The sequence below is a fragment of the Mesorhizobium marinum genome (assembly GCF_040813675.1).
GTDB lineage: Bacteria > Pseudomonadota > Alphaproteobacteria > Rhizobiales > Rhizobiaceae > Mesorhizobium_K > Mesorhizobium_K marinum.
The window spans coordinates 62,364-86,234 of the sequence record NZ_JBFOCI010000008.1 but is presented as its reverse complement, the minus strand read 5'-3'; the positions used below and the strand labels follow the sequence as shown (position 1 = coordinate 86,234).

Annotated in this window: 22 protein-coding genes; 10 read left to right on the top strand and 12 right to left on the bottom strand. The window is 67.7% G+C overall.

Going from position 1 to position 23,871, the window contains the following annotated elements:
* Window positions 1-24 precede the first annotated feature (24 nt).
* From ABUE31_RS20880 to topA, 4 genes are read right to left on the bottom strand one after another with little or no spacing between them, the layout of a single operon-like run.
* Window positions 25-759: an NUDIX hydrolase gene (locus ABUE31_RS20880; RefSeq protein ID WP_367725684.1), complete on the bottom strand. Its 735-nt coding sequence runs from the start codon at window positions 757-759 to the stop codon at window positions 25-27.
* A 47-nt stretch (window positions 760-806) separates the two neighbouring features.
* Window positions 807-1,241 carry a DUF983 domain-containing protein gene (locus tag ABUE31_RS20875; RefSeq protein WP_367725683.1) on the bottom strand — a complete coding sequence of 145 codons (435 nt, stop codon included), beginning with the start codon at window positions 1,239-1,241 and terminating at the stop codon, window positions 807-809.
* A gap of 2 nt (window positions 1,242-1,243) precedes the next feature.
* Window positions 1,244-3,538: a ribonuclease R gene (rnr, locus tag ABUE31_RS20870; protein ID WP_367725682.1), complete on the bottom strand. Its 2,295-nt coding sequence runs from the start codon at window positions 3,536-3,538 to the stop codon at window positions 1,244-1,246.
* A 4-nt stretch (window positions 3,539-3,542) separates the two neighbouring features.
* The gene (gene topA, locus ABUE31_RS20865) at window positions 3,543-6,161 is read right to left on the bottom strand and encodes a type I DNA topoisomerase (RefSeq protein WP_367725681.1); all 2,619 of its coding nucleotides are present in this window, start codon (window positions 6,159-6,161) and stop codon (window positions 3,543-3,545) included.
* A gap of 292 nt (window positions 6,162-6,453) precedes the next feature.
* Here topA and ABUE31_RS20860 point away from each other — a divergent pair, with 292 nt between their 5' ends.
* Window positions 6,454-6,657, top strand: a complete 204-nt coding sequence (locus ABUE31_RS20860; RefSeq protein WP_367725680.1) for a hypothetical protein — start codon at window positions 6,454-6,456, stop codon at window positions 6,655-6,657.
* Here ABUE31_RS20860 and dprA read toward each other — a convergent pair.
* The 4 genes from dprA to ABUE31_RS20840 are packed head-to-tail and all read right to left on the bottom strand — an operon-like array spanning window position 6,619 to window position 10,631.
* Window positions 6,619-7,755, bottom strand: coding sequence for a DNA-processing protein DprA (dprA, locus tag ABUE31_RS20855; protein ID WP_367725679.1), 1,137 nt, complete (start codon window positions 7,753-7,755; stop codon window positions 6,619-6,621). The genes ABUE31_RS20860 and dprA overlap by 39 nt on opposite strands.
* A gap of 4 nt (window positions 7,756-7,759) precedes the next feature.
* Window positions 7,760-8,347, bottom strand: coding sequence for a glycerol-3-phosphate 1-O-acyltransferase PlsY (gene plsY, locus ABUE31_RS20850; protein ID WP_367725678.1), 588 nt, complete (start codon window positions 8,345-8,347; stop codon window positions 7,760-7,762).
* A gap of 35 nt (window positions 8,348-8,382) precedes the next feature.
* On the bottom strand, window positions 8,383-9,669 hold the full coding sequence (locus ABUE31_RS20845; protein ID WP_367725677.1) for a dihydroorotase: 1,287 nt from the start codon (window positions 9,667-9,669) through the stop codon (window positions 8,383-8,385).
* Window positions 9,666-10,631: an aspartate carbamoyltransferase catalytic subunit gene (locus tag ABUE31_RS20840; protein WP_367725676.1), complete on the bottom strand. Its 966-nt coding sequence runs from the start codon at window positions 10,629-10,631 to the stop codon at window positions 9,666-9,668. The genes ABUE31_RS20845 and ABUE31_RS20840 overlap by 4 nt, the downstream gene beginning before the upstream one ends.
* Window positions 10,632-10,787: 156 nt before the next feature.
* Here ABUE31_RS20840 and ABUE31_RS20835 point away from each other — a divergent pair, with 156 nt between their 5' ends.
* Both ABUE31_RS20835 and ABUE31_RS20830 read left to right on the top strand, forming a co-directional pair.
* Window positions 10,788-12,416 (top strand): acyl-CoA dehydrogenase family protein, encoded by a 1,629-nt coding sequence (locus ABUE31_RS20835; protein ID WP_367725675.1) that lies wholly within the window; start codon window positions 10,788-10,790, stop codon window positions 12,414-12,416.
* A gap of 262 nt (window positions 12,417-12,678) precedes the next feature.
* Complete coding sequence (locus ABUE31_RS20830; protein ID WP_367725674.1) at window positions 12,679-12,990, top strand: DUF6105 family protein; 312 nt, start codon at window positions 12,679-12,681, stop codon at window positions 12,988-12,990.
* On the opposite strand, the gene ruvX is transcribed toward ABUE31_RS20830, so the two are convergent.
* Window positions 12,957-13,442 (bottom strand): Holliday junction resolvase RuvX, encoded by a 486-nt coding sequence (gene ruvX / locus ABUE31_RS20825; RefSeq protein ID WP_367725673.1) that lies wholly within the window; start codon window positions 13,440-13,442, stop codon window positions 12,957-12,959. The two genes, ABUE31_RS20830 and ruvX, sit on opposite strands and share 34 nt — an antisense overlap.
* Window positions 13,443-13,590: 148 nt before the next feature.
* Between ruvX and ABUE31_RS20820 the strand changes: the two genes are divergently transcribed.
* Window positions 13,591-14,292: a metal-dependent hydrolase gene (locus ABUE31_RS20820; protein WP_367725672.1), complete on the top strand. Its 702-nt coding sequence runs from the start codon at window positions 13,591-13,593 to the stop codon at window positions 14,290-14,292.
* Between the two features lie 3 nt (window positions 14,293-14,295).
* On the opposite strand, the gene ABUE31_RS20815 is transcribed toward ABUE31_RS20820, so the two are convergent.
* Window positions 14,296-14,979, bottom strand: coding sequence for a DUF1223 domain-containing protein (locus ABUE31_RS20815; protein ID WP_367725671.1), 684 nt, complete (start codon window positions 14,977-14,979; stop codon window positions 14,296-14,298).
* A 166-nt stretch (window positions 14,980-15,145) separates the two neighbouring features.
* Here ABUE31_RS20815 and gatC point away from each other — a divergent pair, with 166 nt between their 5' ends.
* The 5 genes from gatC to ABUE31_RS20790 all read left to right on the top strand — a co-directional run bounded on the left by gatC (window position 15,146) and on the right by ABUE31_RS20790 (window position 19,325).
* Window positions 15,146-15,433 carry an Asp-tRNA(Asn)/Glu-tRNA(Gln) amidotransferase subunit GatC gene (gatC, locus tag ABUE31_RS20810; RefSeq protein WP_367725670.1) on the top strand — a complete coding sequence of 96 codons (288 nt, stop codon included), beginning with the start codon at window positions 15,146-15,148 and terminating at the stop codon, window positions 15,431-15,433.
* Window positions 15,434-15,436: 3 nt separating this feature from the next.
* On the top strand, window positions 15,437-15,904 hold the full coding sequence (locus ABUE31_RS20805) for a GNAT family N-acetyltransferase (RefSeq protein WP_367725669.1): 468 nt from the start codon (window positions 15,437-15,439) through the stop codon (window positions 15,902-15,904).
* The gene (gatA, locus tag ABUE31_RS20800; protein WP_367725668.1) at window positions 15,904-17,385 is read left to right on the top strand and encodes an Asp-tRNA(Asn)/Glu-tRNA(Gln) amidotransferase subunit GatA; all 1,482 of its coding nucleotides are present in this window, start codon (window positions 15,904-15,906) and stop codon (window positions 17,383-17,385) included. The genes ABUE31_RS20805 and gatA overlap by 1 nt, the downstream gene beginning before the upstream one ends.
* Window positions 17,386-17,463: 78 nt before the next feature.
* Window positions 17,464-18,468 (top strand): UDP-glucuronic acid decarboxylase family protein, encoded by a 1,005-nt coding sequence (locus ABUE31_RS20795; protein WP_367725667.1) that lies wholly within the window; start codon window positions 17,464-17,466, stop codon window positions 18,466-18,468.
* 59 nt (window positions 18,469-18,527) lie between these two features.
* Window positions 18,528-19,325 (top strand): YdcF family protein, encoded by a 798-nt coding sequence (locus ABUE31_RS20790; RefSeq protein ID WP_367725728.1) that lies wholly within the window; start codon window positions 18,528-18,530, stop codon window positions 19,323-19,325.
* On the opposite strand, the gene ABUE31_RS20785 is transcribed toward ABUE31_RS20790, so the two are convergent.
* Entirely contained in the window at window positions 19,322-20,005 is a 684-nt protein-coding gene (locus ABUE31_RS20785; RefSeq protein WP_367725666.1) for a DUF599 domain-containing protein, read from the bottom strand. The two genes, ABUE31_RS20790 and ABUE31_RS20785, sit on opposite strands and share 4 nt — an antisense overlap.
* A gap of 143 nt (window positions 20,006-20,148) precedes the next feature.
* Here ABUE31_RS20785 and ABUE31_RS20780 point away from each other — a divergent pair, with 143 nt between their 5' ends.
* Window positions 20,149-21,549 carry an L-serine ammonia-lyase gene (locus ABUE31_RS20780; RefSeq protein ID WP_367725665.1) on the top strand — a complete coding sequence of 467 codons (1,401 nt, stop codon included), beginning with the start codon at window positions 20,149-20,151 and terminating at the stop codon, window positions 21,547-21,549.
* 37 nt (window positions 21,550-21,586) lie between these two features.
* Here ABUE31_RS20780 and ABUE31_RS20775 read toward each other — a convergent pair whose 3' ends face one another.
* On the bottom strand, window positions 21,587-23,782 hold the full coding sequence (locus ABUE31_RS20775) for a cyclic nucleotide-binding domain-containing protein (RefSeq protein WP_367725664.1): 2,196 nt from the start codon (window positions 23,780-23,782) through the stop codon (window positions 21,587-21,589).
* Window positions 23,783-23,871 lie beyond the last annotated feature (89 nt).

Here is a 23,871-nt window from a genome sequence, read left to right as displayed (position 1 = left end):
GTGCCGAGCGAGCGCTACCGGTGATCAGAGCAGTTCGCGGATGAAGGTCTTGCCGACCATCCTGTAGCAAGGGACGGACCTGCCGGGCGAAAGCCTGGGGTCGTCGGCCAGCTGCATCTCGAGTTCGCCGAGCACGGTGCGGGTGATCTCGGGAATGTCCGCCTGCCGGGCCTCGGCAAGCGGCAGCCAGACCAGTTCCTCCAGTTCGTCGGTCGGACCGCCGCCCGCCAGTTCGGCGGCGGCGTCGCCGCGCCAGGCGGCGAGGAAGCGCGTGTCGTAGCGGCGCACGCGGCCCGGCGGCGTGATGGCGCGCGCGATCATGCGCAGGCCGGACAGCGCAGGGCGCACCTCGTGCTCGGCAAAGGCCTGCCATTCGGCGCGGCTGGCGGCGAACGGCCCCTTCTCGCCGATCAGGATGCCGGCTTCCTCATAGGTCTCGCGGATCGCCGACAGCGCGATGGCGCGCGCCCGCGCATGGCTGGTCCGGCCGACGCCGGCGATGAGCTTGGCTTCTTCTTCGGGATGCAGCGCGGAGGCGACCGGCACGCGGCTGTCGGTCGGATCGGTTCGTCCGCCCGGAAACACGTACTTGCCGGGCATGAAGGCGTGGCGCATGTGGCGTCGGCCCATCAGGACGCGAAAGCCGGAGCCCTGCCGGTCGATGAGGATGAGCGTGCCGGCGTCGCGCGGCCGGAGCGGACCGGGGCCGAGCGCCTTCGCCTCGAGCCGGTCGACCTCGGCCTTGCTCAGCCCTTCCACGGATTACGTCCGGCGCTGGCGGGGGAGAGTTGCCGCACCGTCCCGCCTCACATCTCCGGGTGCGACTCGACGAGGTCATGCTCGCCGCCGAAACCGTGCATGTAGAACGCCCATTGCAGGCCGACCACGGCGCCCTTGATCGGGCGAAGCAGGGCCAGCGACATGGCTACCGTGAGCGGCGCCCAGATGGCGAGATGCTGCCAGGTGGAGAGCGTGCTGGTCGCCTCCACGCCCATGAAGGCGCCGATGATGACATGGCCGACGATGACCACCACGAGGTAGGCCGGGAGGTCGTCGGCGCGGTGGTGGTGCATCTCCTCGCCGCAATGCGCGCATTTCGGCGTGATCTTCAGGTAGGACGAGAACAGGCGGCCTTCGCCGCAATGCGGGCACTTGCCGCGAAAGCCGTTCCACATGGCGTTCCAGAGCGGGCGCGTCGGACGTCCGGTGTGGCGCTCGCCGCCGAAAACCTGACTTTCCATTCTCATCTCCTTGCGCGGCCGCGCGACTGGGAAGCGCGTTCCCGCGAACGCCGGCCGGTTTTCGACTTGTGATACGAGCGCTTCGAACCCGGCAGGGGTTTCGGCTCGCTCAGCATCTCGAAGCGCATCGCTCCTGCGAGCGGCGCCACTTCGAGGAGACGGACCTCGACATGGTCGGCGAGCTGATAGCCCTTGCCCGACTGACTGCCGAACAGGGCGCGCGCCGCTTCATCGAAGTGGTAGTAGTCGTCTCCAAGCGAAGATATGGGTATGAAACCATCCGCGCCGTATTGCGGCAACTGGACAAATAGTCCCGCCTTGGTGACGCCGGAGACGCGGGCCTCGAACGTCTGGTCGACCTGTTCGGCCAGATAGGCGGCGATCAGCCGGTCGACCGTCTCGCGCTCGGCGGCCATGGCGCGACGCTCGGTCGCGGATATCAGGCCGGCGATTTCCTCCAGGCGTTCCTCCTCGGCTCGCGTGATGCCGTCTGAGCCGAGCTTCAGCGACGAGATCAGCGCGCGGTGGACGATGAGGTCCGCATAGCGCCGGATCGGCGAGGTGAAATGCGCATAGCGGCGCAGGTTGAGGCCGAAATGGCCGAGATTCTCGGGCGAATAGATGGCCTGGCTCTGCGTGCGCAGCACCACCTCGTTGACCAGCGCCTCGTTGTCGGCGCCTTCGACCTGCGCCAGGATACCGTTGAACGAGCGCGGGGTGAGCGAGGCGCCGCGCGCCAGCGACATGCCGAGCGTGGCCAAAAACTCGCGCAGCGATTCCTGCTTGGCGAGCGAAGGTGCGTCGTGCACGCGGTAGACCAGCGCCTGCAGCTTCGATTCGAGGGTCTCGGCAGCCGCCACGTTGGCCTGGATCATGAACTCCTCGATCAGCTTGTGGGCGTCGAGGCGCTCGGGGACGATCACCTTGTCCACGGTGCCGTCGGGCTTGAGCAGGATCTTGCGTTCCGGCAGGTCGAGTTCGAGGGGCTGGCGCGCGCTGCGGCCACGCTTCAGCACCGCATAGGCGTCCCAGAGCGGCTTCAGCATGGTATCGAGGATGGGGCTGGTGGCGTCGTCGGGCGCGCCGTCGATGGCGGCCTGCGCCTGGCGGTAGGCGAGCTTCGCGGCCGACTTCATCATGACACGGTGGAAGGTGTGGCGAATCTTCTTGCCGTCGGCCGAGAACGTCATGCGCACGGCCAGCGCCGGGCGGTCGACGCCCTCGCGGAGCGAGCAGAGATCGTTTGAGATGCGCTCCGGCAGCATCGGCACGACGCGGTCGGGGAAGTAGACCGAGTTGCCGCGCCTGAGCGCCTCCCGGTCGAGCGCGGAGCCCGGTCTGACATAGGCGGCGACGTCGGCGATGGCGACGGTGACGATGACGCCGCCGGTGTTCTTCTCGTCTGTGTCCGGTTCGGCGTGGACCGCGTCGTCATGGTCCTTGGCGTCGGCCGGGTCGATGGTGATCAGCGGCAGGTCGCGAAAATCCTCGCGGCCGGACATGGTGGCGGGCTTCACCGCTTCGGCCTCGGCCAGCACGTCGGGCGGGAAGATGTGCGGGATGTCGTGGGCATGCAGCGCGATCATCGAGACCGCCTTCTCGCTGGTCAGCGAGCCGAGCCTCTGGAGGACGCGCCCGCGCGGCAGGCCGTAGCGGGACGAGGACAACTGCTCGACCTCGACGAGGTCGCCTTTCTCGGCGCCGTTCAGATCGTCGCGCGAAACGGTCATTTCCGGCTGCCGGCGTTCGACCGGCTCGATGCGGAATGAGCCGTCGTCGGCCTGGCGCAGGACGCCGAGGACCGCCTCGGGGCGCTTCTCGAAGACCTTCATGACGCGGCCGGTGTAAGCCGGGCCTTCGCCTTCGTCGGACGGGAACGTCTTCGCCAGGACGCGGTCGCCGAGGCCCGGCGCCGGACCGTTGCGCGACGGCCTCAGCGAAACGACCGGCGGTTCGCCGAAGCGGTCGTTCCATTCGCTCGGGCGCGCCAGCAGTCCGCCGTCGGCGTCGCGCGCATAAATCTCGAGCACGCTGACATGCGGCAGGCTGCCGGCGCGCGTCAGGCGCTTGCGGTCCTTGCTGAGCAGGCCCTCGTCCTGAAGGTCGCGCAGCACGTCCTTCAGCCAGACCCGGTCGTCGCCCTTCAGCGAAAATGCCTTTGCGATCTCGCGCTTGCCGGCGCGGTCGGGGTTCTCGGCGATATATTTCAGGATGTCGTCCCGCGACGGGCGGAAGTCGCCCTTCGAGGCCGCGCGCCTGGCGGCGGGTTTTCCGGTTCCGGGTATCCGCCGCGCCAAGGTCTCAGGCCTCTTGCTTCGGCGCGGACTTCTTCGCCGCCGGCTTCCTGGCCGCAGTCTTTTTCGCCGCGCCGCCCGACTTCGCGGCCTTGGCCTTGCGCGCGGGCTTCTTGCCGCCGCCCTTGGCCGCCCGCTCGGCGATCAGTTCCAGCGCCTCCTCGAGCGTCACCGACATCGGGTCCTTGCCCTTGGGCAGGGTGGCGTTGACCTTCTCGTGGTTGACATAGGGGCCATAGCGGCCGTCGCGGACGGTCACCTTGCCGCCGTCGGGATGGTCGCCCAGTTCCTTCAGCGCCGCGGGGGTTCCGCCGTTTCGCGCACCACGGCCCTTGGCGAGTTTCTCGGCGATGACCGAGACTGCACGGTTGATTCCGATGGTGAATACGTCCTCGATGGATTCGACGTTGGCGTAGGTACCGTCGTGCAGGACGAACGGCCCGTAGCGGCCGAGGCCGGCCGAGATCATCTTGCCGGTCTCGGGGTGCATGCCGACATCGCGTGGCAGCGCAAGCAGGGCCAGCGCCTTCTCATGGTCGATGGAATCGGGCGTCCAGCCCTTGGGCAGGCTGGACCGCTTGGCGTCCTTGCCTTCGCCCCGCTGCAGGTAGGGTCCGAAGCGGCCCGAGCGCAGGGTGATCTCCTCGCCCGTGTAAGGATCCTTGCCGAGTTCCCTGGGCCCCTCGGCGTCGCCGTCGGCGCCTTCCGCGCCGAACTGGCGGGTGTAGTTGCACTCGGGATAGTTGGAGCAGCCGATGAAGCCGCCGCTCTTGCCGAGCCTGAGCGACAGCGTGCCGGTGCCGCATTTCGGGCAGGTGCGCGGGTTCGAGCCGTCGGCACGAGCCGGGAAAAGCAGCGGCGCGAGGTCCTCGTTCAGGGCGTCGAGCACCTCGGATATCCTGAGGTCCTTGATCTCGGCGATCGCCGCGGAGAAGTCGCGCCAGAAGTCGCGCAGCACGTCCTTGTAGGCGAGCTTGCCGTCGGAGATCTCGTCGAGTTTTTCCTCCAGCGATGCAGTGAAGTCGTACTCGACGTAGTGCTCGAAGAAGCTTTCCATGAAGGCGGTGACCAGCCGGCCCTTGGGCTGCGGTATAAGCTTGCGGTTCTCGATCGTGACGTATTCGCGGTCTTCCAGCGTCTTCAGCGTGGCCACGTAAGTGGAGGGGCGACCGATGCCGAGCTCTTCCATCTTCTTGATGAAGGATGCTTCCGAGTAGCGCGGCGGCGGCTCGGTGGTGTGGGCCGTGACATTGATCGTGTCGCGGGCGAGGGTTTCGCCCGCGATGACCTGCGGCAGGCGGCGGCTGTCCTCGTCCTCGGCGTCTTCGTCCTTCTGGTCGGTGTAGGCGGCGATGAAGCCGTCGAAGCGGACAACCGAACCGACCGCGCGCAGGCCGGCGACCTGACCGCCGTTGCGCGCCTCGATCTCGACCGTGGTCCGCTCGATCTCGGCAGGCAGCATCTGGCTGGCGATGGCGCGCTTCCAGATCATGTCGTAGAGGCGGGCCTGGTCGGCATCGAGGAACTTGCGCATCTCGGCCGGCGTGCGCGAAAAGTCGGTCGGGCGGATTGCCTCGTGCGCTTCCTGGGCGTTCTTGGCCTTGGTCGTGTACTGGCGCGGCTGCTCGGGCAGGTACTTTTCGCCGAACTCCCTGGCAATGGCGTCGCGGGCGGCGCCGATCGCCTCCGGCGCCATCTGCACGCCGTCGGTACGCATGTAGGTGATGAGGCCTGCCGTCTCGCCGCCGATCTCCATGCCCTCGTAGAGGCGCTGCGCCACCTGCATGGTGCGCTGCGCCGAGAAGCCGAGCCGCGAGGAGGCGGCCTGCTGCATGGTCGAGGTGGTGAAGGGCGGCGCGGGGTTGCGGCGCGTCGGCTTGGATTCGACTGAGAGCGCCTTGAAGGCCGCCCCGTCGAGCATAGCCTTGATGCCGGCGGCCTGTTCGGCCGACTTGATGTCGAGCTTCTCGAGCTTCTTGCCGTCGAGCGTAGTCAGGCGGGCTTCGAAAGTTTCGCTGCGCGGCGTGCCGAGGATGGCGGCGATCAGCCAGTAGTCCTCGCGGATGAAGCGCTCGATCTCGGCCTCGCGGTCGCAGACGAAACGCAGCGCGACGGACTGCACGCGGCCGGCCGAACGGGCACCGGGCAGCTTGCGCCACAGCACGGGCGACAGGTTGAAGCCGACCAGATAGTCGAGCGCGCGGCGGGCCAGATAGGCATCGACAAGCGCCGGGTCGATGTCGCGGGGTGCGGCCATCGCGTCGAGCACGGCCTTCTTGGTGATCGAGTTGAACACGACGCGCTTGACCGGCTTGTCCTTCAGCGCGCGCTTCTGCCGGAGCACTTCGAGCACGTGCCAGGAGATGGCCTCGCCCTCGCGATCCGGGTCGGTCGCGAGGATCAGGCCGTCGGCGTCCTTCACCGCCCTGGCGATGTCGGTCATGCGCTTCGAGGACGGGGCATCGACCTCCCAGGACATCGAGAAGTCGTCGTCGGGACGCACCGAGCCGTCCTTTGCCGGCAGGTCGCGGATGTGGCCGAAGGACGCCAGAACCTTGTAGTTCTTGCCCAGGTACTTGTTGATCGATTTGACCTTGTTGGGGGACTCGACGACGACGACATCCATGAGCGGCTTTGTTCCCTATGGCGCGGATGACGGAGTGTAGCTGCGCCCGAATTTTTCAGAATCGTCCGTCACATGGCTGCCGTTTGCCGTCCGGTCAAGCCCGCGGCCTGAAAATCGGGTCACTCGGACGGACTGCAACTTTTGCGATTGCTTGAAGTTTGTTGCAACTCACAGTAAATGTGCTAGTGGTCGTGGCTCGAAGGGATTGCCGCAAAAAACCGCATAAGAAACGAGGGGCCGAAACATCGCCTGGCGTAATTTCGATGGCGGCGGCCGGCCGTGGAGTCTTGAGATGCATTCCCAGCCTGGCAGAAGAAATGCCGACACCATCGACTATATCCAGTCGATGCTCGGCCAGTTGCGCACCATGGCCGAAATCGAGCAGTGCGACATGCTGGCCTACCTGATCGAGATGGCCTACGTCGAAGCGGGCGACATCCTGAGCGGTTCACAGCCGTCACAGGTCGCCAACCAGCAGCGACACAGCGCCTCCTGAATGGCGCTCGAGCCGACCCGCGAGGTCGAGTTCGAGTAGAATCATGAACACCTGCGCCGGGTGCAGGCCGGTGTGCCGGATAAGCTCGTCGACGCTGACCGGCGTCGGCCCCAGCGCCTCGACGACGCGCTGGCGGTCGCTGTCCCGGGGCGGTGGCGTGGCGCCAAAGTCGGGCGGCTCGTCCAGCCTGGGGGGGAGCTGGATCGTCGCGCCGGTGAGGGGAGCGATGGCCTCGAGGATGTCGGCGGCCTCGGTCACCAGGATCGCTCCCTGCTTCAGCAGATCGTTTGCCCCGGCGGCGCGCGGATCGAGCGGCGATCCCGGCACGGCGAAGACGAGCCTGCCCATTTCGCCGGCCAGCCGCGCGCTGATCAGCGAGCCGGATCTCTTGGCCGCTTCGACCACGACAAGGCCGAGGGACAGGCCGGCGATGATGCGGTTGCGCCGCGGAAAATCCTGCGCGCGCGGCTCCCAGCCCATCGGCATTTCAGAAACGACCGCGCCGCCGCGCATGGCGATCTCCCCGGCGAGTTCGACGTTTTCGGGCGGGTAGGGGCGGTCGATGCCCCCGGCCAGCACCGCCACCGTTCCGGTGGACAGGCTCCCGTCGTGGGCGGCGGTGTCGATGCCGCGCGCCAGGCCGGAGACGACGCCATAACCCTGCCGACCGAGTTCGGCGGCTAGCGCGCGCGCCATCTTGATGCCGGCCAGCGACGCGTTGCGCGCGCCGACGATGGCGACAGGCGGCAGCGAAAAGACGGCGGGTTCGCCCTTTACCGCCAGCAGCGGCGGCGGATGGTCCATCCGTTTCAGGAGCGGCGGATAGTCCGGCTCGCCGATGCCGACGAAGCGGGCACCGGCCCTGGCCGCCGCCTCAAGTTCAGCCTCGGCCTCGGCGACTGAGGGAATCCGCACCGGCCGGCCCGCGCCGCCCGCCAGCATCAGTTCGGGCATCATCTCAATGGCGGCTTCGGCCGAGCCGAACCGGTTGACGAGGTCGCGGAAACTCGCCGGCCCGACATTGGGCGTGCGGATCAGGCGGAGCCAGTTGAGGCGCTGGCGGTCGCTGAGCTGGGGAGCGGCCGCCGGCTTGTTCACGGCCTCAGCCCTTCGCCCCGATCTTGCCTTCGGTGCCGGCGACGAGCCGGGCGATGTTCGCCCGGTGCTTGATGAAGACGACGATGCTGAGGCCGGCGAACAGGGTCGCGAGCTCGGGGCGGCCCATCAGCAAAAGCGCGACCGGCGTGACGACACAGGCGACAAGCGCGGACAGCGACGAATAGCGCAGCGCCAGCGCAACGGCGATCCAGACCGCGAGGAACAGCAGCGCCGCCTGCCACATCAGCCCGAACAGCACGCCGATGTAGGTTGCCACGCCCTTGCCGCCCTTGAAGCCCAGCCAGACCGGGAACAGGTGGCCGGCGAAGGCGCCGAGCCCGGCGGCGATGGCCGTTTCGGGGCCATAGGCGCCGGCGATCAGGACGGCCGCCGTGCCCTTCAGTAGATCGAGGAGCAGCGTGGCCGCGGCGAGCGCCTTGTTGCCGGTGCGCAGGACGTTGGTGGCGCCGATGTTGCCGGAACCGATGCTCCTGACGTCGCCGAGGCCGGCCGCGCGGGTGAGCAGGAGGCCGAAGGGGATCGAGCCCAGCAGATAGCCGAAGGCGAGGGCAACGAGCGTTTCATAGGTCATGGAGCACCATTCCCTGGCATGGCCTTAGCGGCGAGCTACGCGGAAAAGACTGTGCGTCCCGCGACCATCGTTTGCAAGACCCGGCCCTGCATCCTGGCGCCCTCGAAGCAGGTGTTCTTGGAGAGCGAGCGGATTGCCGCCTCCTGGACCACCCAAGGTTCGTCGAGATCGACCAGGACGAGGTCGGCCGGCGCGCCGGGCCGAAGCGTGCCGCCGGGCAAGCCGAAGAGCTTCGCCGGCGCGGCCGACAGCAGTTCGACCAGCCGTGGCAGCGGCACGTCGCCGTTGTGATGGAGCCGCAGCGCCGCGGCGAGCAGCGTCTCGAGGCCGATCGCGCCTTCGGCAGCGTCGGCGAAGGGGAGCCGCTTGGTGTCGACGTCCTGCGGATCATGCGAGGAGACGATAATGTCGATCGTTCCGTCCTTCAGCGCCTCGATCATGGCGAGCCGGTCCTCCTCGGCGCGCAGCGGCGGCGAGAGGCGGAAAAATGTGCGGTATTCGCCGATGTCGTTCTCGTTGAGCGAGAGGTTGTTGATCGACACGCCGGCGGTGACGTTGGCGCCATCCGACTTGGCGCGCGACACGGCGGCGGCCGACATCGCCGTCGAGATCTTGGCGGCATGGTAGGCGCCGCGCGTCAACCGGGCGAGCATGAGGTCGCGTTCGAGCGGGATCGCCTCGGCCTCGCGCGGGATGCCTGATAGCCCGAGCCAGCTGGCGAACAGTCCCTCGTTCATGACGCCCGCCGCCGACAGTCCGGCATCCTGCGTCTCGTGCGCGATCACCGCGCCGAAGTCGCGCGCATAGGTCAGCGCGCGGCGCATCAGCGCGGAACTGGCCACCGTGTGGCGGCCGTCGGTGAAGGCGACGGCGCCGGCCTCGCGCAGCAGGCCGAACTCGGTCATCTCGGCGCCTTCGAGCCCGCGGCTGATCGCAGCCGCAGGGTAGACGTTGACCGAGGCGGTGTCGCGGGCGGCGCGCAGGACGTGCTCGACGAGCGCGATGTCGTCGATGACCGGGTCGGTGTCGGGCATCATGACGATCGAGGTCACGCCGCCGGCGGCCGCGGCTTCGCTGGCCGAGCGGATGGTCTCGCGATGCTCCGCGCCCGGCTCGCCGATATAGACGCGCGCGTCTACCAGGCCCGGAAGGACGGTCTTGCCTTGGCAGTCGACGACCGCTGCTCCCTCGGGAAAACCCTGGTTGAGCGCGTCGGCGCCGGCGGCGACGATCTTCGCGCCCTGGACGATGACGGCGCCGCTCTCGTCGATGCCGCGCGACGGATCGACGACGCGGGCGCGGTTGAAGACGGTGACGCTCATGGTGCGGTTCCCGCGGGATTGCGGCGGGGGTCGAGAAGCGCCTCCATCACCGCCATGCGGACGGCGACGCCCATCTCGACCTGTTCCTGGATGACGCTCTGGGGACCGTCGGCGATCGCGCTGGCGATCTCGACGCCGCGGTTCATCGGACCCGGATGCATGACCAGGGCGTCATCCTTGGCTGCCTTCAGCTTCTCGGCGTCGAGGCCGAAATAGCGGAAATACTCGCGCACCGACGGCACGAAGGCGCCGGTCATGCGTTCGCGCTGCAGGCGCAGCATCATGACGACGTCGGCGTCCTTCAGGCCTTCGGCCATGGTGCGCGACACGATCACGCCCATCTTCTCGATGCCGGACGGCAGGAGCGTGGACGGGGCCACCACGCGGACCTGCGCGCCGAGTGCGTTCAGGAGCATGATGTTGGAGCGGGCGACCCGCGAATGCAGGATGTCGCCGCAGATGGCGACGATCAGCTTGGACAGCGGCCCCTTGGCGCGGCGGATGGTCAGCGCGTCGAGCAGGGCCTGCGTCGGGTGCTCATGCGCGCCGTCGCCCGCGTTGACGACCGAGCAGCCGACCTTCTGGGCGAGCAGGGCCGCCGCGCCCGCCGACTGATGGCGGATGATCAGGATGTCGGGCCGCATCGCGTTCAGCGTGATGGCGGTGTCGATCAGCGTCTCGCCCTTCTTCACCGACGAACTTGCGACCGACATGTTCATCACGTCGGCGCCGAGCCGCTTGCCGGCCAGTTCGAAGGAAGACTGGGTGCGGGTCGAGGCCTCGTAGAACAGGTTGATCTGCGTGCGCCCGCGCAGCGTCGAGGTCTTCTTCTCCGGCTGGCGCGAAATCGCCACCGCGGCGTCGGCGCGGTCGAGCAGCATTTCTATGTCGGCGGGAGACAGATCGCGGATGCCAAGCAGATGGCGATGCGGGAAGAGCGGCGGTGGGGTCGCTTGGATCATGTCAAGGCGCTGCTATAGGGCGCAGGTTCCCGTCCCGCAAGCGTCAAGGCTTTGGACGGCGGCCATTCTCCCCGGTATTTTGGTCGCGTTAACACAGCATCAGATATATATGGCCGGCGGGGACAAAGCCGGATTCGGCCGGCGGAAGGATTGTGCGTGACGGACGAGGTGACCAACCAGACGCCACCGATCGCCGGCGGCAACGCCTGGCGCGGCGATCCGCTGCTGATCCAGATCGCCGAGGACTTTTCCGCCCCCATCCGCAAGGATCTCGACAATATCGGCCGTTTCGTGCTGAGCCAGGAGGCGCAGGACACCGCGCGCCTCGCCAACAGCGAGATTCCTGTCCTGAGAACGCACGACCGGCAGGGCCGGCGCATCGACACGGTCGACTACCATCCGGCCTATCACGCGCTGATGCGCCGCTCGGTGGCAAGCGGGCTGCACTCCTCGATCTGGGAAAACGGACCCGCCGAGACCGGCAGGCGGCACCAGGCGCGGGCGGCGCGCTTCTACCTGACGGCGCAGCTCGAGACCGGGCACCTCTGCCCGATCACCATGACCAGCGCGTCGCTTGCGGCGTTGATGGCGACGCCGCAGCTGTTTCGCGAGTGGGCCCCGCGCATCACCACGCGAAAGTACGACCAGGCGAGCAAACCGCCGGTCGAAAAGACCGGGCTGACGCTCGGCATGGGGATGACCGAAAGGCAGGGCGGCACCGACGTGCGCGCCAACACGACCAAGGCCGACCGCGCCGGCAGCGGCTTCTACCGGCTGAGCGGGCACAAGTGGTTCATGTCGGCGCCGATGTCGGACGCCTTCCTGGTGCTGGCGCAGGCGAGCGAGGGCCTGTCCTGCTTCCTGGTCCCGCGCATCCTCGGCGACGGAACGGGCAACGGGTTCCGCTTCCAGCGCCTGAAGGACAAGCTCGGCAACCGCTCGAACGCCTCGTCCGAGGTCGAGTTCGTCGGCGCGATCGGCCAGATGGTCGGCGAGCCCGGCGGCGGCATCAAGACGATCATGGACATGGTGACGCTGACCAGGCTCGACTGCGCGGTCGCATCGTCCGGCCTGATGCGTGCGGGACTGGCCGAGGCCATCCACCACGCGCGGCACCGCCAGGTGTTCGGTCGCAAGCTGATCGACCAGGGGCTGATGCAGCGCGTGCTGGCCGACATGGCGCTCGACGTCGCCGGCGCCTCGGCGCTCTCCTTCCGGCTCGCGCGCTCCTTCGACGAGGCCGCCAGCAACCGCACCGAGGCGTCGTTCGCGCGGGCGATGACGCCGGTGGTGAAGTACTGGGTCTGCAAGATCGCTCCGGCGCTGCTCTACGAGGCGATGGAGTGCCTGGGCGGCAACGGCTATGTCGAGGAGATGCCGCTGGCGCGCTACTACCGCGAGGCGCCGGTCAACGCGATCTGGGAAGGGTCGGGCAATGTCATGGCGCTCGACGTGCTGCGGGTGCTCGGGCGCGCGCCCGGCCTGTTCGACGAGGTGCTGGCCGGCATCGAGCGCGACCTCGGCGCAGGCGGCCCTGGCACGGTCGCGGTGCTGCGGGCGGCGATGCAGGTTGCCGCCTCCGACGAGGGATCGGCGCGCATCCTGACCGAGCAGCTTGCGCTCGCGGCGGCTGCGGCGGAACTCAAGCGGATGGGGGCAGGGCGCATCGCCGACGCCTTCATCGAGACACGGCTCGCCGGCCAGTGGCGCACCACCTACGGCATGCTCGACGCGCGCCACGACGCGCAACTGATCGTCGACACCCTGTACCCCCCGACAGCCTGAAAAGGCCGAAGAGAGAGAGCCGGCCGGCCAGACTTCGTCGCCGGGCCGAAATGCGCGGCCGCGTCAAAATCAACGGCCGCCGACATCCGTCCACAGTAACCGTCTGTTAACCTTAACAAATGGTTTACGTTGCACCGGCTTGTCCCCCATATGACTGTTTGCGAGCGAGTGAAGGGATTCTCATGCTTCGACGGACCATTGGCGCACAGGGACCTTGCCGGGCGGCAGCCGGTCCACGGCGCGCGCCCGGGGATGCGGGCTGATGCGCTGGGTCTTCGCCGCCTGGGCGCTGCCCATGGGCATCTTCTGGGGATGGTACTTCCTGTCGCTGAACGACATGAACTTCGGCTACGTGATGCTGACCCGGCAGGCGCACGACCTGCTGTTCGAGCTCTACGGGCAGACGCTCGGCATCGATCCGGCGACGATCCCGCCGCTGGTCGCCAAGGCCTGCATCCTCGATACGCTGCTGATCCTGGCGATCTGGGCGTTCCGGCGCCGGCGGGAGATCGCCGCCTGTGTGCGCGCCACGCGCGACCGCTATTTCGGCGTGGAGCCTTCGCCGAGCGCGTGAAGCCGGTCGAGCACGCCCTGCAGGATGAACGCCGCTGCCGCCGAATCGATCTTGCCGGCCCGCTTCCTGCGTGAAAAATCCATCTCGATCAGCGTGCGCTCGGCTGCGACCGTCGACAGCCGCTCATCCCAGAACAGGAAGGGCAGGTCGCTCAGCCGCGCCATGTTGCGCACGAAGGCGCGCGACGCCTGCGCACGCGGGCCTTCCGAGCCGTCCATGTTGACCGGCAGCCCCATCGCGACGGCGCCGACGTTCTCCTTGCCCAAGAGGTCGAGCAGGGCGGCGGCGTCGATCGAGAACTTCCTGCGGACGATCACCGGCCGCGGATGCGCGAAGGAAAGGCCGCGGTCCGAGACGGCGACGCCGATCGTCTTCTCGCCGAGATCGAGGCCGGCGAGCGTCCTGCCGCCGGCGAGGGACGCGTTGAGGTCGGAGACGTCGATGACGGCCAATGGATGTCCTTTACTTCGTTGATACCCCTTCTACCTTCTTAGCGTCGGTTGGACATCCGGATTCGGAGCGTCGCCGGTCGGACCGGCCCGCCGGACCCGACTTTCACCGGCGGGCGACGCCCGCGGACAGACAGCGAGGAGACCCACAATGAAACTGACCTGGTACGGGCATTCCGCCTTCCGCGTGGAAGCGGCGGGCGCGGCGATCCTGATAGACCCGTTCCTGTCGGGCAACCCGGCGTGGGGCAATGGGTGGGAAGGCCCGGCCGAGGGCGTCACCCATGTGCTCGTCACGCACGGCCACAACGACCATTTCGGGGATGCGATCGACATCCTGAAGAAGACCGGCGCGATGCTCGTCGCCAATGCGGAAATTTCCGACTACGTCGCCGGCAAGGGCATCGACAACGTCAATCCCGGCAACCACGGCGGCACCGTCGATTGCGGCGGCTTCACCACCACCTTCGTCAACGCGGTCCATTCGTCGGCCTTCACGCTGGATGACGGCTCCAACGTCTATCTCGGCAATCCGAACGGGCTTGTCCTGCACTTCCCGGACGACAAGACGCTCTACCACATGGGCGACACGGACATCTTCTCCGACATGGCGCTGATCAACGAGCTGCATCAGCCGGATGTCGGGCTGGTGCCGGTCGGCGACCGCTTCACCATGGGCGGGGCCGTCGCCGCGCTCGCGTGCCGCCGCTTCTTCAAGTTCGAGACGGCGATCCCCTGCCACTACAGGACGTTCGGCCTGCTCGACCAGACGCCGGACCGGTTCGTCGAGGGCATGGACGGATCGGGGACGAAGGTTCTTCTGCCGGAGATCGGCAAGGCGTTGCGGCTGTAGCGCTCAATCGGTCGCCGCCGACAGAATGGGGCCGCCGTCAGGCTCCTGGACGAGAACGGCCGTCTTCAACCCGCTGGCGGCTTTGGGGCGCGGGAACTCGGCCGCAGCGCCGTTCCAGGTCCCGACCCTGAACAGTTCGCGCACGACGTTGGCATGGGGGAGCGTGCGTCCGGTGTTCTCGCCGCGCTTCACGGCAACCTCGATCACATCCGGCTCGTAGAGCGCCACCCAGACATCGGCCAATCGGCCTTTTGCGCCTGCGCCGACGCCAACCGTGCGGGCTCCGATGGCGATTGCCGGAACCTGGCCCGGATCGGCTGCCGCCAGCGTGTCCTCGACCTCCGGCTGATGGTTGCCGACGATGCTGACGCGGCCATTGATGACCATCTGCGGCGTGAACGGCCCGCGCTCGCCGAGGGCCGGTTCGTAGACGCGCTGCCTCTCGGTGAATTTTTCCTGGCCGAAGACGTCCTTCCAGCCGAGACGATCCCAATAGGTGACGCTGAAGCTCAGCGGCAGCACGTCGGGACGGCCGCGCAGCCTGATCAGATTGGCGTTGGCCGGCGGGCAGGACGAGCAACCCTGGCTGGTGAACAGTTCGACGACGTTGACCGCCCGTTCGCCCGACGCGGCCGGCCCGGCAACGGCCAGGGACACCGCAAGCGCTGCAACCGACCTCAGAAGCATGGCATTCTCCTCGTCGCGACCCGATCGCCCGAGTGCTACTTCGGTCCGTGGGCCGGGATCGTTACATCGGCGCGGCCCGACGCGGCGGAACGGACCGCGATATTGCGCTGCGGCAGCCGTCTCGCTATAGCCCGGGGCTGATTTTCCTCAGGGATCGAGTGTCGCCATGTCCGTCGATATCGCCACAGTGAAGCGCGTCGCCCGCCTTGCCCGCATTGCGGTGAGCGAGGACGACGCCGAGCGCATGACCGGCGAACTGAACACCATTCTGGGTTTCGTGGAGCAGCTGAACGAGGTCGACGTGACCGGCGTGGAGCCGATGACGTCGGTGATCCCGATGGCGATGAAGAAGCGACAGGACGCGGTGACGGACGGCAACAAGGCGGACGACATCGTCGCCAACGCGCCGGCGACCGACGAAAACTTCTTCCTCGTGCCGAAGGTGGTGGAGTAGGCCGTGGCGATCACGATTGCGGCCGAGACGCCCCTGCAGGACGACGTGCGCGCGATGGTCGCCGACCTCAACGCGACGATGATTCCGCTGACGCCGCGCGAATTCCAGTTCCAGCTGACCGTCGAGCAGATGGCCGAGCCGGCGCTGACCACCTTCGTGGCGCGCGACGGGAACGGCCGGCACGTCGGCATGGCGTCGCTGAAGGATCACGGCGGCGGGCTCGGCGAGGTCAAGCGCATGTTCACGCTGCCCGAAGTGCGCGGCCAGCGCGTCGGCTCGATGCTGCTGGAGCGGCTTGAGCAACTGGCGCGCGAGAAGGGCCTTTCGAGGCTGGTGCTGGAGACCGGCGAAGCGCCGGGCTTCGAGGCGGCCTACCGCGTCTACGAACGCGGCGGTTTCACGGTTTGCGGCGCGGTCCTGGACTATCCGGACTCCGGGTTTTCGCGCTTTTACGAGAAGAAGATATCCTGATGAGCGACCTGACCAGACTGACGATTGCCGATGCGCGCGCCAAGCTCCGTTCCAAGGAGATCCGGGCCGTCGAGATCACCGACGCCTATGTCGAGGCGATCGAACGCGCCAATCCGGCGCTGAACGCCTATGTCGCGGTGACGCCGGACAAGGCGCGCGACATGGCCAAGGCGTCCGACGCGCGGCTGGCCAACGGCGAGGGCGGCGCGCTCGAGGGCATCCCGCTCGGCATCAAGGATCTTTTCGCGACCGAGGGCGTGCACACCCAGGCGTGCAGCCATGTGCTGGACGGCTTCAAGCCGCGCTACGAATCGACCGTTACCGCCAACCTGTGGGCCGACGGCGCGGTGATGCTCGGCAAGCTCAACATGGACGAGTTCGCGATGGGCTCGTCCAACGAGACGTCCTACTACGGCCCGGTCGTCAATCCGTGGCGGGCAGCCGGCAGCAACGCCGACCTGGTGCCGGGCGGCTCGTCGGGCGGCTCGGCCTCGGCGGTCTCGGCGTTCCTGTGCGCGGGCGCGACGGCAACCGACACCGGCGGCTCGATCCGCCAACCGGCCGCCTTCACCGGCACCGTCGGCATCAAGCCGACCTATGGCCGCTGCTCGCGCTGGGGAATCGCTGCCTTCGCCTCGTCGCTCGACCAGGCAGGGCCGATCGCCCGCGACGTACGCGACGCCGCGATCCTGCTGAAGTCGATGGCCTCGGTCGATCCGAAGGACACGACGTCGGTCGACAGGCCTGTGCCCGACTACGAGGCAGCGCTCGGCCGCTCGCTGAAGGGCATGAAGGTCGGCATCCCCAGGGAGTACCGTGTCGACGGGATGCCCGAGGAAATCGAGGCGCTCTGGCAGAAGGGCATCGCCTGGCTGAGGGACGCGGGCGCGGAGATTGTCGACATCTCGCTGCCGCACACGAAGTATGCGCTGCCAGCCTACTACATCGTCGCGCCGGCCGAAGCGTCCTCCAACCTCGCCCGCTACGACGGCGTGCGCTACGGGCTGCGGGTGCCAGGCAAGGACATCGTCGAGATGTACGAGAACACGCGCGCCAGCGGCTTCGGCCAGGAGGTGAAGCGTCGCATCATGATCGGCACCTACGTGCTCTCGGCCGGCTACTACGACGCCTACTACCTGCAGGCGCAGAAGGTCCGCACCCTGATCAAGCGCGACTTCGAGACGGTGTTCGACGCGGGCGTCGACATCATCCTGACGCCGGCGACGCCATCGGCGGCGTTCGGCGTGGCCGACCAGGAGATGGCCGCCGATCCGGTCAAGATGTACCTCAACGACATCTTCACGGTGACCGTGAACATGGCCGGGCTGCCCGGCATCGCGGTGCCGGCGGGCCTCGACGGGCGCGGACTGCCGCTCGGTCTGCAGCTGATCGGCAAGCCGTTCGAGGAAGAGACGCTGTTCCAGGCGGGCCACGTCATCGAGCAGGCCGCCGGCCGGTTCGAACCTGAAAAGTGGTGGTAACGGGCGCAAGCCTCCGTACTGATTGAAAAATTCACCCCGGCGCGGTAGACGTTTCAGGCCGCACGGGGGGAACAGCGAGTGCCGCCCATTTCCGACAGCCGCAAGCGCATCCTGGTAACGGGCGGCGCGGGATTTCTCGGTTCTCACCTGATCGATCGGCTGCTCGCGCAGGGCCATGAGGTCATCTGCGCCGACAACCTGTTTTCCTCGACGAAACGCAACATCGACCACATGCACTCGAATCCGCGCTTCGAGTTCATGCGCCACGACGTCTCCTTCCCGCTCTATGTCGAGGTCGACGAGATCTACAACCTGGCCTGTCCGGCCTCGCCGATCCACTACCAGCACGATCCGATCCAGACGCTCAAGACGTCGGTGCACGGCGCGATCAACATGCTGGGGCTGGCCAAGCGGCTGAAATGCAAGATCCTGCAGGCGTCGACCAGCGAGGTGTACGGCGACCCGACGATGCACCCGCAGCGCGAGGAATACTGGGGCAACGTCAATCCGATCGGCCCGCGCGCCTGCTACGACGAGGGCAAGCGCGCTGCCGAGACGCTGTTCTTCGACTACCACCGGCAGGCGGGCGTGCCGATCAAGGTGGCGCGCATCTTCAACACCTACGGCCCGCGCATGCACCGGCAGGACGGTCGCGTGGTTTCGAACTTCATCGTGCAGGCGCTGCTCGACCAGCCGATCACGGTTTATGGCGACGGCGCCCAGACGCGATCGTTCTGCTATGTCGACGACCTGATCGACGGGCTGCTGAAGCTGATGGCAAGCCCGGCCGACGTAACGGGTCCGATCAACATCGGCAACACCCGGGAGTTCACGATCCTCGAACTTGCCAAGCTGGTGATCGAGATCACCGGATCGCGCTCGCAGATCGTCCGCAAGGACTTGCCGCGCGACGATCCGCACCAGCGCCAGCCCGACATATCGAGGGCGCGCGCCCAACTCGGCTGGGAAGCGACGACGCCGCTGCGCGACGGTCTCGAGCGCACGATCGCCTATTTCAGAGAAATCCTGGCCGACGAGCTGCCGATCGGCGGGGAAAATCGGAAAGCCTCCTTGAACAGCTGAGAGCCAGCGCGTAGGCCCTAGGCGTAGAGTTCCGTGAGGTTGGAATGTCCGAAGCCACCCTGCTGTTCTATCTGTCGAAGGTCTTCTGGTTCCTCGTCCAGCCGCTGAACCTGTCGCTGTTCCTGCTCGGCTTTGCGATCCTGGTCGGCTGGTTCGGCTGGCGAAAGACGCGCGGCGTCTTCGCATTCACCGCCTTCCTGGTGCTCGCCGTTTCGGCGTGGACGTCGCTTGGCGCGCTCATGCTCAATCCGCTCGAGGAGCGCTTCCAGCGCCCCGACCAGCCCGGCAAGGTCGCCGGCATCATCGTGCTCGGCGGCGGTTTCGAGGGGGCGATCAATCTGGCGCGCGGCGGCTACGACATCAACAGCGGCGGCGACCGATACATCGAGGCGGCGGCGCTGGCGCTGCGCTATCCGGCCGCCAAGGTGGTGGTGTCGGGCGGCACCGGCACGCTCATCCTCGACGGCGAGGGCGATGCCGACACGTCGGCAAAGCTCTTCGCGGCGCTGGGCGTCCCGGCAAGCCGGCTGATCCTGGAGCCGGAATCGCGAAACACCTACGAGAACGTCGAGAACATCCGCAAGCTGGTGACGCCCGGGCCCGACGAGACCTGGCTGCTGGTGACTTCCGCGTTCCACATGCCGCGCTCGGTCGGCCTGTTCCGCAAGGCGGCGTTCCCCGTCGTGCCGTGGCCCGTCGACTACCGGACATCGGGGCAGGAGGGGATCGGCGTCATGCGCGACAACCCGACGGATTCGCTGGCGACGACGACGATGGCCATCCGCGAATGGATCGGGCTCATCGCATACAAGTTCGTGGGAAGGATCGATTCCGTCTTCCCGGGGCCGGACGCCTAGGCGTCAACCACCGACCGCCGCGCCTGCGAGAAGAACTGGCGGCGCACGAGGACGGCGAGGATCAGCAGCGTCGTCACCGCGAACACGACAGGCCCCAGGAACCAGCCGAGGTAGCCGATCGAGAAGAAGATGCCGCGCATGCCGGCGTTGAAATGCTTGCCGGCGAGCACGTTCATGCGCGCCGCCCTCTCGACGGCAATATCGATTTCGCGGGACGCGCCGGGATCGTCGCGCAGGGGCACCGCGCCGATCAGGATCGAGCAATAGTTGAACAGCCTGTAGGACCAGCCGAACTTGAAGAAGGAGTAGGCCAGGATCAGGGCGAGCCCGATCACCTTCACCTCGAAGAGGGGGCGCGAGGCGGCTTGCGAGAGCGGCAGGTCGCCGAGCACGTTCAGCACCTGGTCGCTCGATCCCAGAAGCGCGAAGCAGCCGCCGATGGCGATCAGCGCGCTCGACCCGAAGAAGGCAGTGCCCTGCTGGAGGCCCTGCATGATCGAGGTGTCGATCATGCGCAGTTCGCGGCGGGCCATGGTGCGCATCCATGCCTCGCGCTGCCGGTTCATGGCGGTGGAGAGCGAGGCGCGGCTGAAGAACCTGCCTTCGGTCGCCAGCGAATGGCCTGTCCAGACGGCCAGGAAGAAGGCCAGCGCGGCGAGGTCGGCGAGGGAAAGCAGCATTCGAAACGCCCGATCATTGTCATTGCGCTCGCTACTCTATACGGCAATGTCGCCGGCGGATCACCCGACGTCGGCCAAAACCAAGCGCTTGGCCGGCAAAGCGCCGCACCCTCCGGCAAACGTCGTCAACCAGGAGCCACGACTTGTTCCTTTCGGTATTCGACCTGTTCAAGATAGGCATCGGCCCGTCGAGCTCGCACACGATGGGGCCGATGACGGCCGCGGCGCGCTTTCTCGACGAGATCAGGTCGGGCGACTGGCCGCGCCCGGCGGGCGTCAGCGTGGACCGCATCGCAGTCAGCCTGCACGGATCGCTCGCCTACACCGGCGTCGGCCACGGAACCGACCGCGCGGTGATCCTCGGCCTGGCCGGCGAGACGCCGCAGACGGTCGACCCCGACAAGACGGATGCGACGATTGCCTCGATCACGGCGGCCAGGCGGGTCTCGCCGCCGGGGCATCCCGCCTACCGTTTCGACCCCGCCGAAGACCTCGTCCTCGACCGCAAGACGCCGCTCACCGGCCACGCCAACGGCATGGCCTTCCTCGCCCTCGACGCCGACGGCCGCCTGCTTCTCAAGCGCATCTATTATTCGATCGGCGGCGGCTTCGTGGTGTCTGACGAGGAGTTGCAGCGGCTGAAGGCGAAGGGGCCGGACAAGTCCGGCAAGCGCGTGCCCTATCCCTTCAAGAACGCGGTCGAGATGCTGTCGATGGCGAGCAAGAGCGGGCTCACCGTCGCCGAGATGAAGCGCGCCAACGAGGAAGCGCACATGCCGCGCGCCGAACTCGACGCCGGCCTCGATGCGATCTGGGCGGCGATGCTCGGCTGCATCGAGCGCGGCCTGTCGCAGGAAGGCGTCATGCCGGGCGGGCTGAAGGTGCGGCGGCGCGCCAAGGCGCTGCATGACCGGCTGAACGAGGACTGGCGCACCAACCGGCCGAACCCGCTGCTCGCCAACGACTGGCTGTCGATCTACGCGATGGCGGTCAACGAGGAGAACGCGGCGGGCGGACGCGTGGTGACCGCGCCGACCAACGGCGCCGCCGGCACGCTGCCTGCGGTCCTGCGCTACTGGCTGCATTTCCATCCGGAAGCCGACCAGGCGAGCATCCGCGACTTCCTGCTGACGGCGGCGGCCGTGGGCGGCATCATCAAGACCAACGCCTCGATCTCCGGCGCCGAGGTCGGCTGCCAGGGCGAGGTCGGCTCGGCGTCGGCGATGGCGGCGGCCGGGTTGTGCGCCGTGATGGGCGGCTCCGCGGCCCAGGTCGAGAACGCCGCCGAGATCGCGCTCGAACATCACCTCGGCATGACCTGCGATCCGGTCGGCGGGCTGGTGCAGGTGCCCTGCATCGAGCGCAACGCGCTCGGGGCCGTGAAGGCGGTGACGGCGGCGTCGCTCGCCATCAAGGGCGACGGCAGCCACTTCGTGCCGCTCGACGCGGCGATCGAGACGATGCGCCAGACCGGCCTCGACATGAGCGAGAAATACAAGGAGACCAGCCTCGGCGGGCTCGCCGTCAACGTGGTGGAGTGCTGAAAGGCCCCAGTCGGCGACGCTCCGCGGCGAGGCCGCGTCAGCGCTCGGTGCGCTTGATGGCCTGGTTGGCGACGCTGAGCTTCTCGGACAGGTTGATCGCCAGCAGGCGGTGGGCGAGGAAGGCGACCTCGGGATCGTCGCGCTCCAGGCGGCTGAGGTCGGCGGCGCTCAGCCTGAAGATCTCCGAGGGTGTCTCGACGATCACGTCAGCCGTCCGTTCCTGCCCGAGGTAGAGCGCGATTTCGCCGACGAATGCGCCGTCCGTCATGGTCCGAAGCCGCAGCTTCCTTCCGTTGGGCAGCGTGACTTGGACGCGCACGCGGCCGCTGGCGATGAAGAACACGTCGTCCGCCGTCTCGCCGGCCCTGATGACGAGGTCGCCGACCTCGACCGGCACGCGCGTCATGTGGTCGAGGAGATCGCCCATGCGGCGGTGAGGGCCGGCGATCGCCGTCAGGTGGCTGAGGAGTCCTGCGTGGACGCCATGCTCCGGCTGCTCCTGAAGGATCGCTTCCTCGGCGTGCTCGAGCGCGTGATCGATATCGACCTCGAGCGTCATCGCTCCCTGGCCGCCGAACTTGATGCCGGCAAGCCCGAGCGTCTTCTCGACCTCGTCGGACACATGCGTGAGGAAGACCTTGACCCTATGATCCTCGCTCATCCGCGCGATCTTGAGGAAGCCGCTGGTCGCTGCGGAGTCGAGGCCGCTGACATGGCGGAAATCGAGGATGAGAAAACGCAAGGGAGCCCGGTTGGGCGCCCGCAGGCGACGCCGGATGTAGTTGACCATGCGGTCGGCGGAACCGAAGAAAAGGTAGCCCTGCAACTGCACGATCTCGATGGCGTCGCCATGGCGGCTGAGCAGGCGCGATGCGGAGGACGAGCGGTCGACCGAGCTTCGGTGCTCGACGCCGCTGGTGTTGAGCCGGACGACCGGCAGGCGCGAATAGTTGAAGACGAAGACCGCGATCGACACCAGCAGGCCGACGGCCAGTCCCTCCAGGAAGCCGACGACGGCGATCGCCAGCATGATGAGCACGACGATCAGCCACTCGACCAGCGGCAGTTCGCGGCGGGTCGCGACCAGCCATTCCAGGAGCAGGCCGACGCCGAGGAACAGAACGAAGCCGGCGGTGAGGAAAACCGGAACCTGGAAGATGAGGCCGCCCGCCGCGGCAAGCCCGAGAAGCATGGCGAGCGCGGTGGCAACGCCGGCGCCGCGGCCGTGGACGCCGGTCTTCTGCGCCAGCACCGTCATGGTGAGGCCGACATAGCCGGAGGGGCCGCCTATCGCGCCGGACAGGACGTTGGCGAGGCCGGTCGAGCGCAACTCGGCATTGACCTCGATATCGCGCCCGACCGCGAGTTCGAGACCGCTGATGTTGAGCAGCAGCCCGATCATGCTGAGTGCCGCGATGGACAGGATGGTCGGGCCGGCCGACAGCACCGCGTGCCAGTCGACGGTCCAGAGCATCTGGACGGTCGGAAGCTCGACGCCGCCATGCGCGGTCAGTTTCGGCAGGTAGCCCAGCGCGCGGGCGTCCTCGACGCCCAGCCCGGCAGCCGCGATGGCACCGAAGAAGGCGAGGCCGCCGACGAGCATGACGACCGGCACCGTCGCGGGATGGCTGAAGCGGCCGAGCGCGAGGTGCAGGGCAAGCGCAAACAGGACGGCCGGGCCGATCAGCATCAGCACGGATGTCTGGCGCGCGATGTCGAAGAAGGCGGGTCCGATGCCGTGGCCGGTGAGCATGACCATGGAGCCGTCGACGAGCAGCCAGCCCGACCCGGCGAGAAATCCCGCGACGACGGGGTAGGGGAGGAAGCGGACGAGTCCCCCGAGACCGAGGCGGCCGGTGACCCAGAACAGCGCTCCGGTGGCAAGGCTGGAAACGCCGAGGATGGCGACCGCGGTTGCGACCCTTGCCTCGGTCGGCCCTTCCAGGGTGGCGGTTGCGGTGACGATGGCCGCCGCAAGAATTGCGACCGGCGTTTCCTGGACCAGCGCCACCGAATTCGGCAGCGTGCTTCTCAGTGCGACGACCAGCGCGAGGACGGCGCCGCCGACGAGGACGACACCGACGCCGAGCCCCAGCCCCGACGACAGCGGGCCGGCAAACAGCAGGGATGCGATTGCCAGCGCAGCGGCGATGTTGTCGACGCCCGCGATCACGCCGATCAGCGCGGCCGGCAGCCACGCATTGCCGCGCTGCGCCTTCAATTCCAACGCCATGCTCCCCCCTCGGTCGCGCGAAGTTAGCCGTGCGCGTGGGCAAGTCAATCGCGACGGGATGGCGTCGATGGCCATGTGCAAGCGTGGCC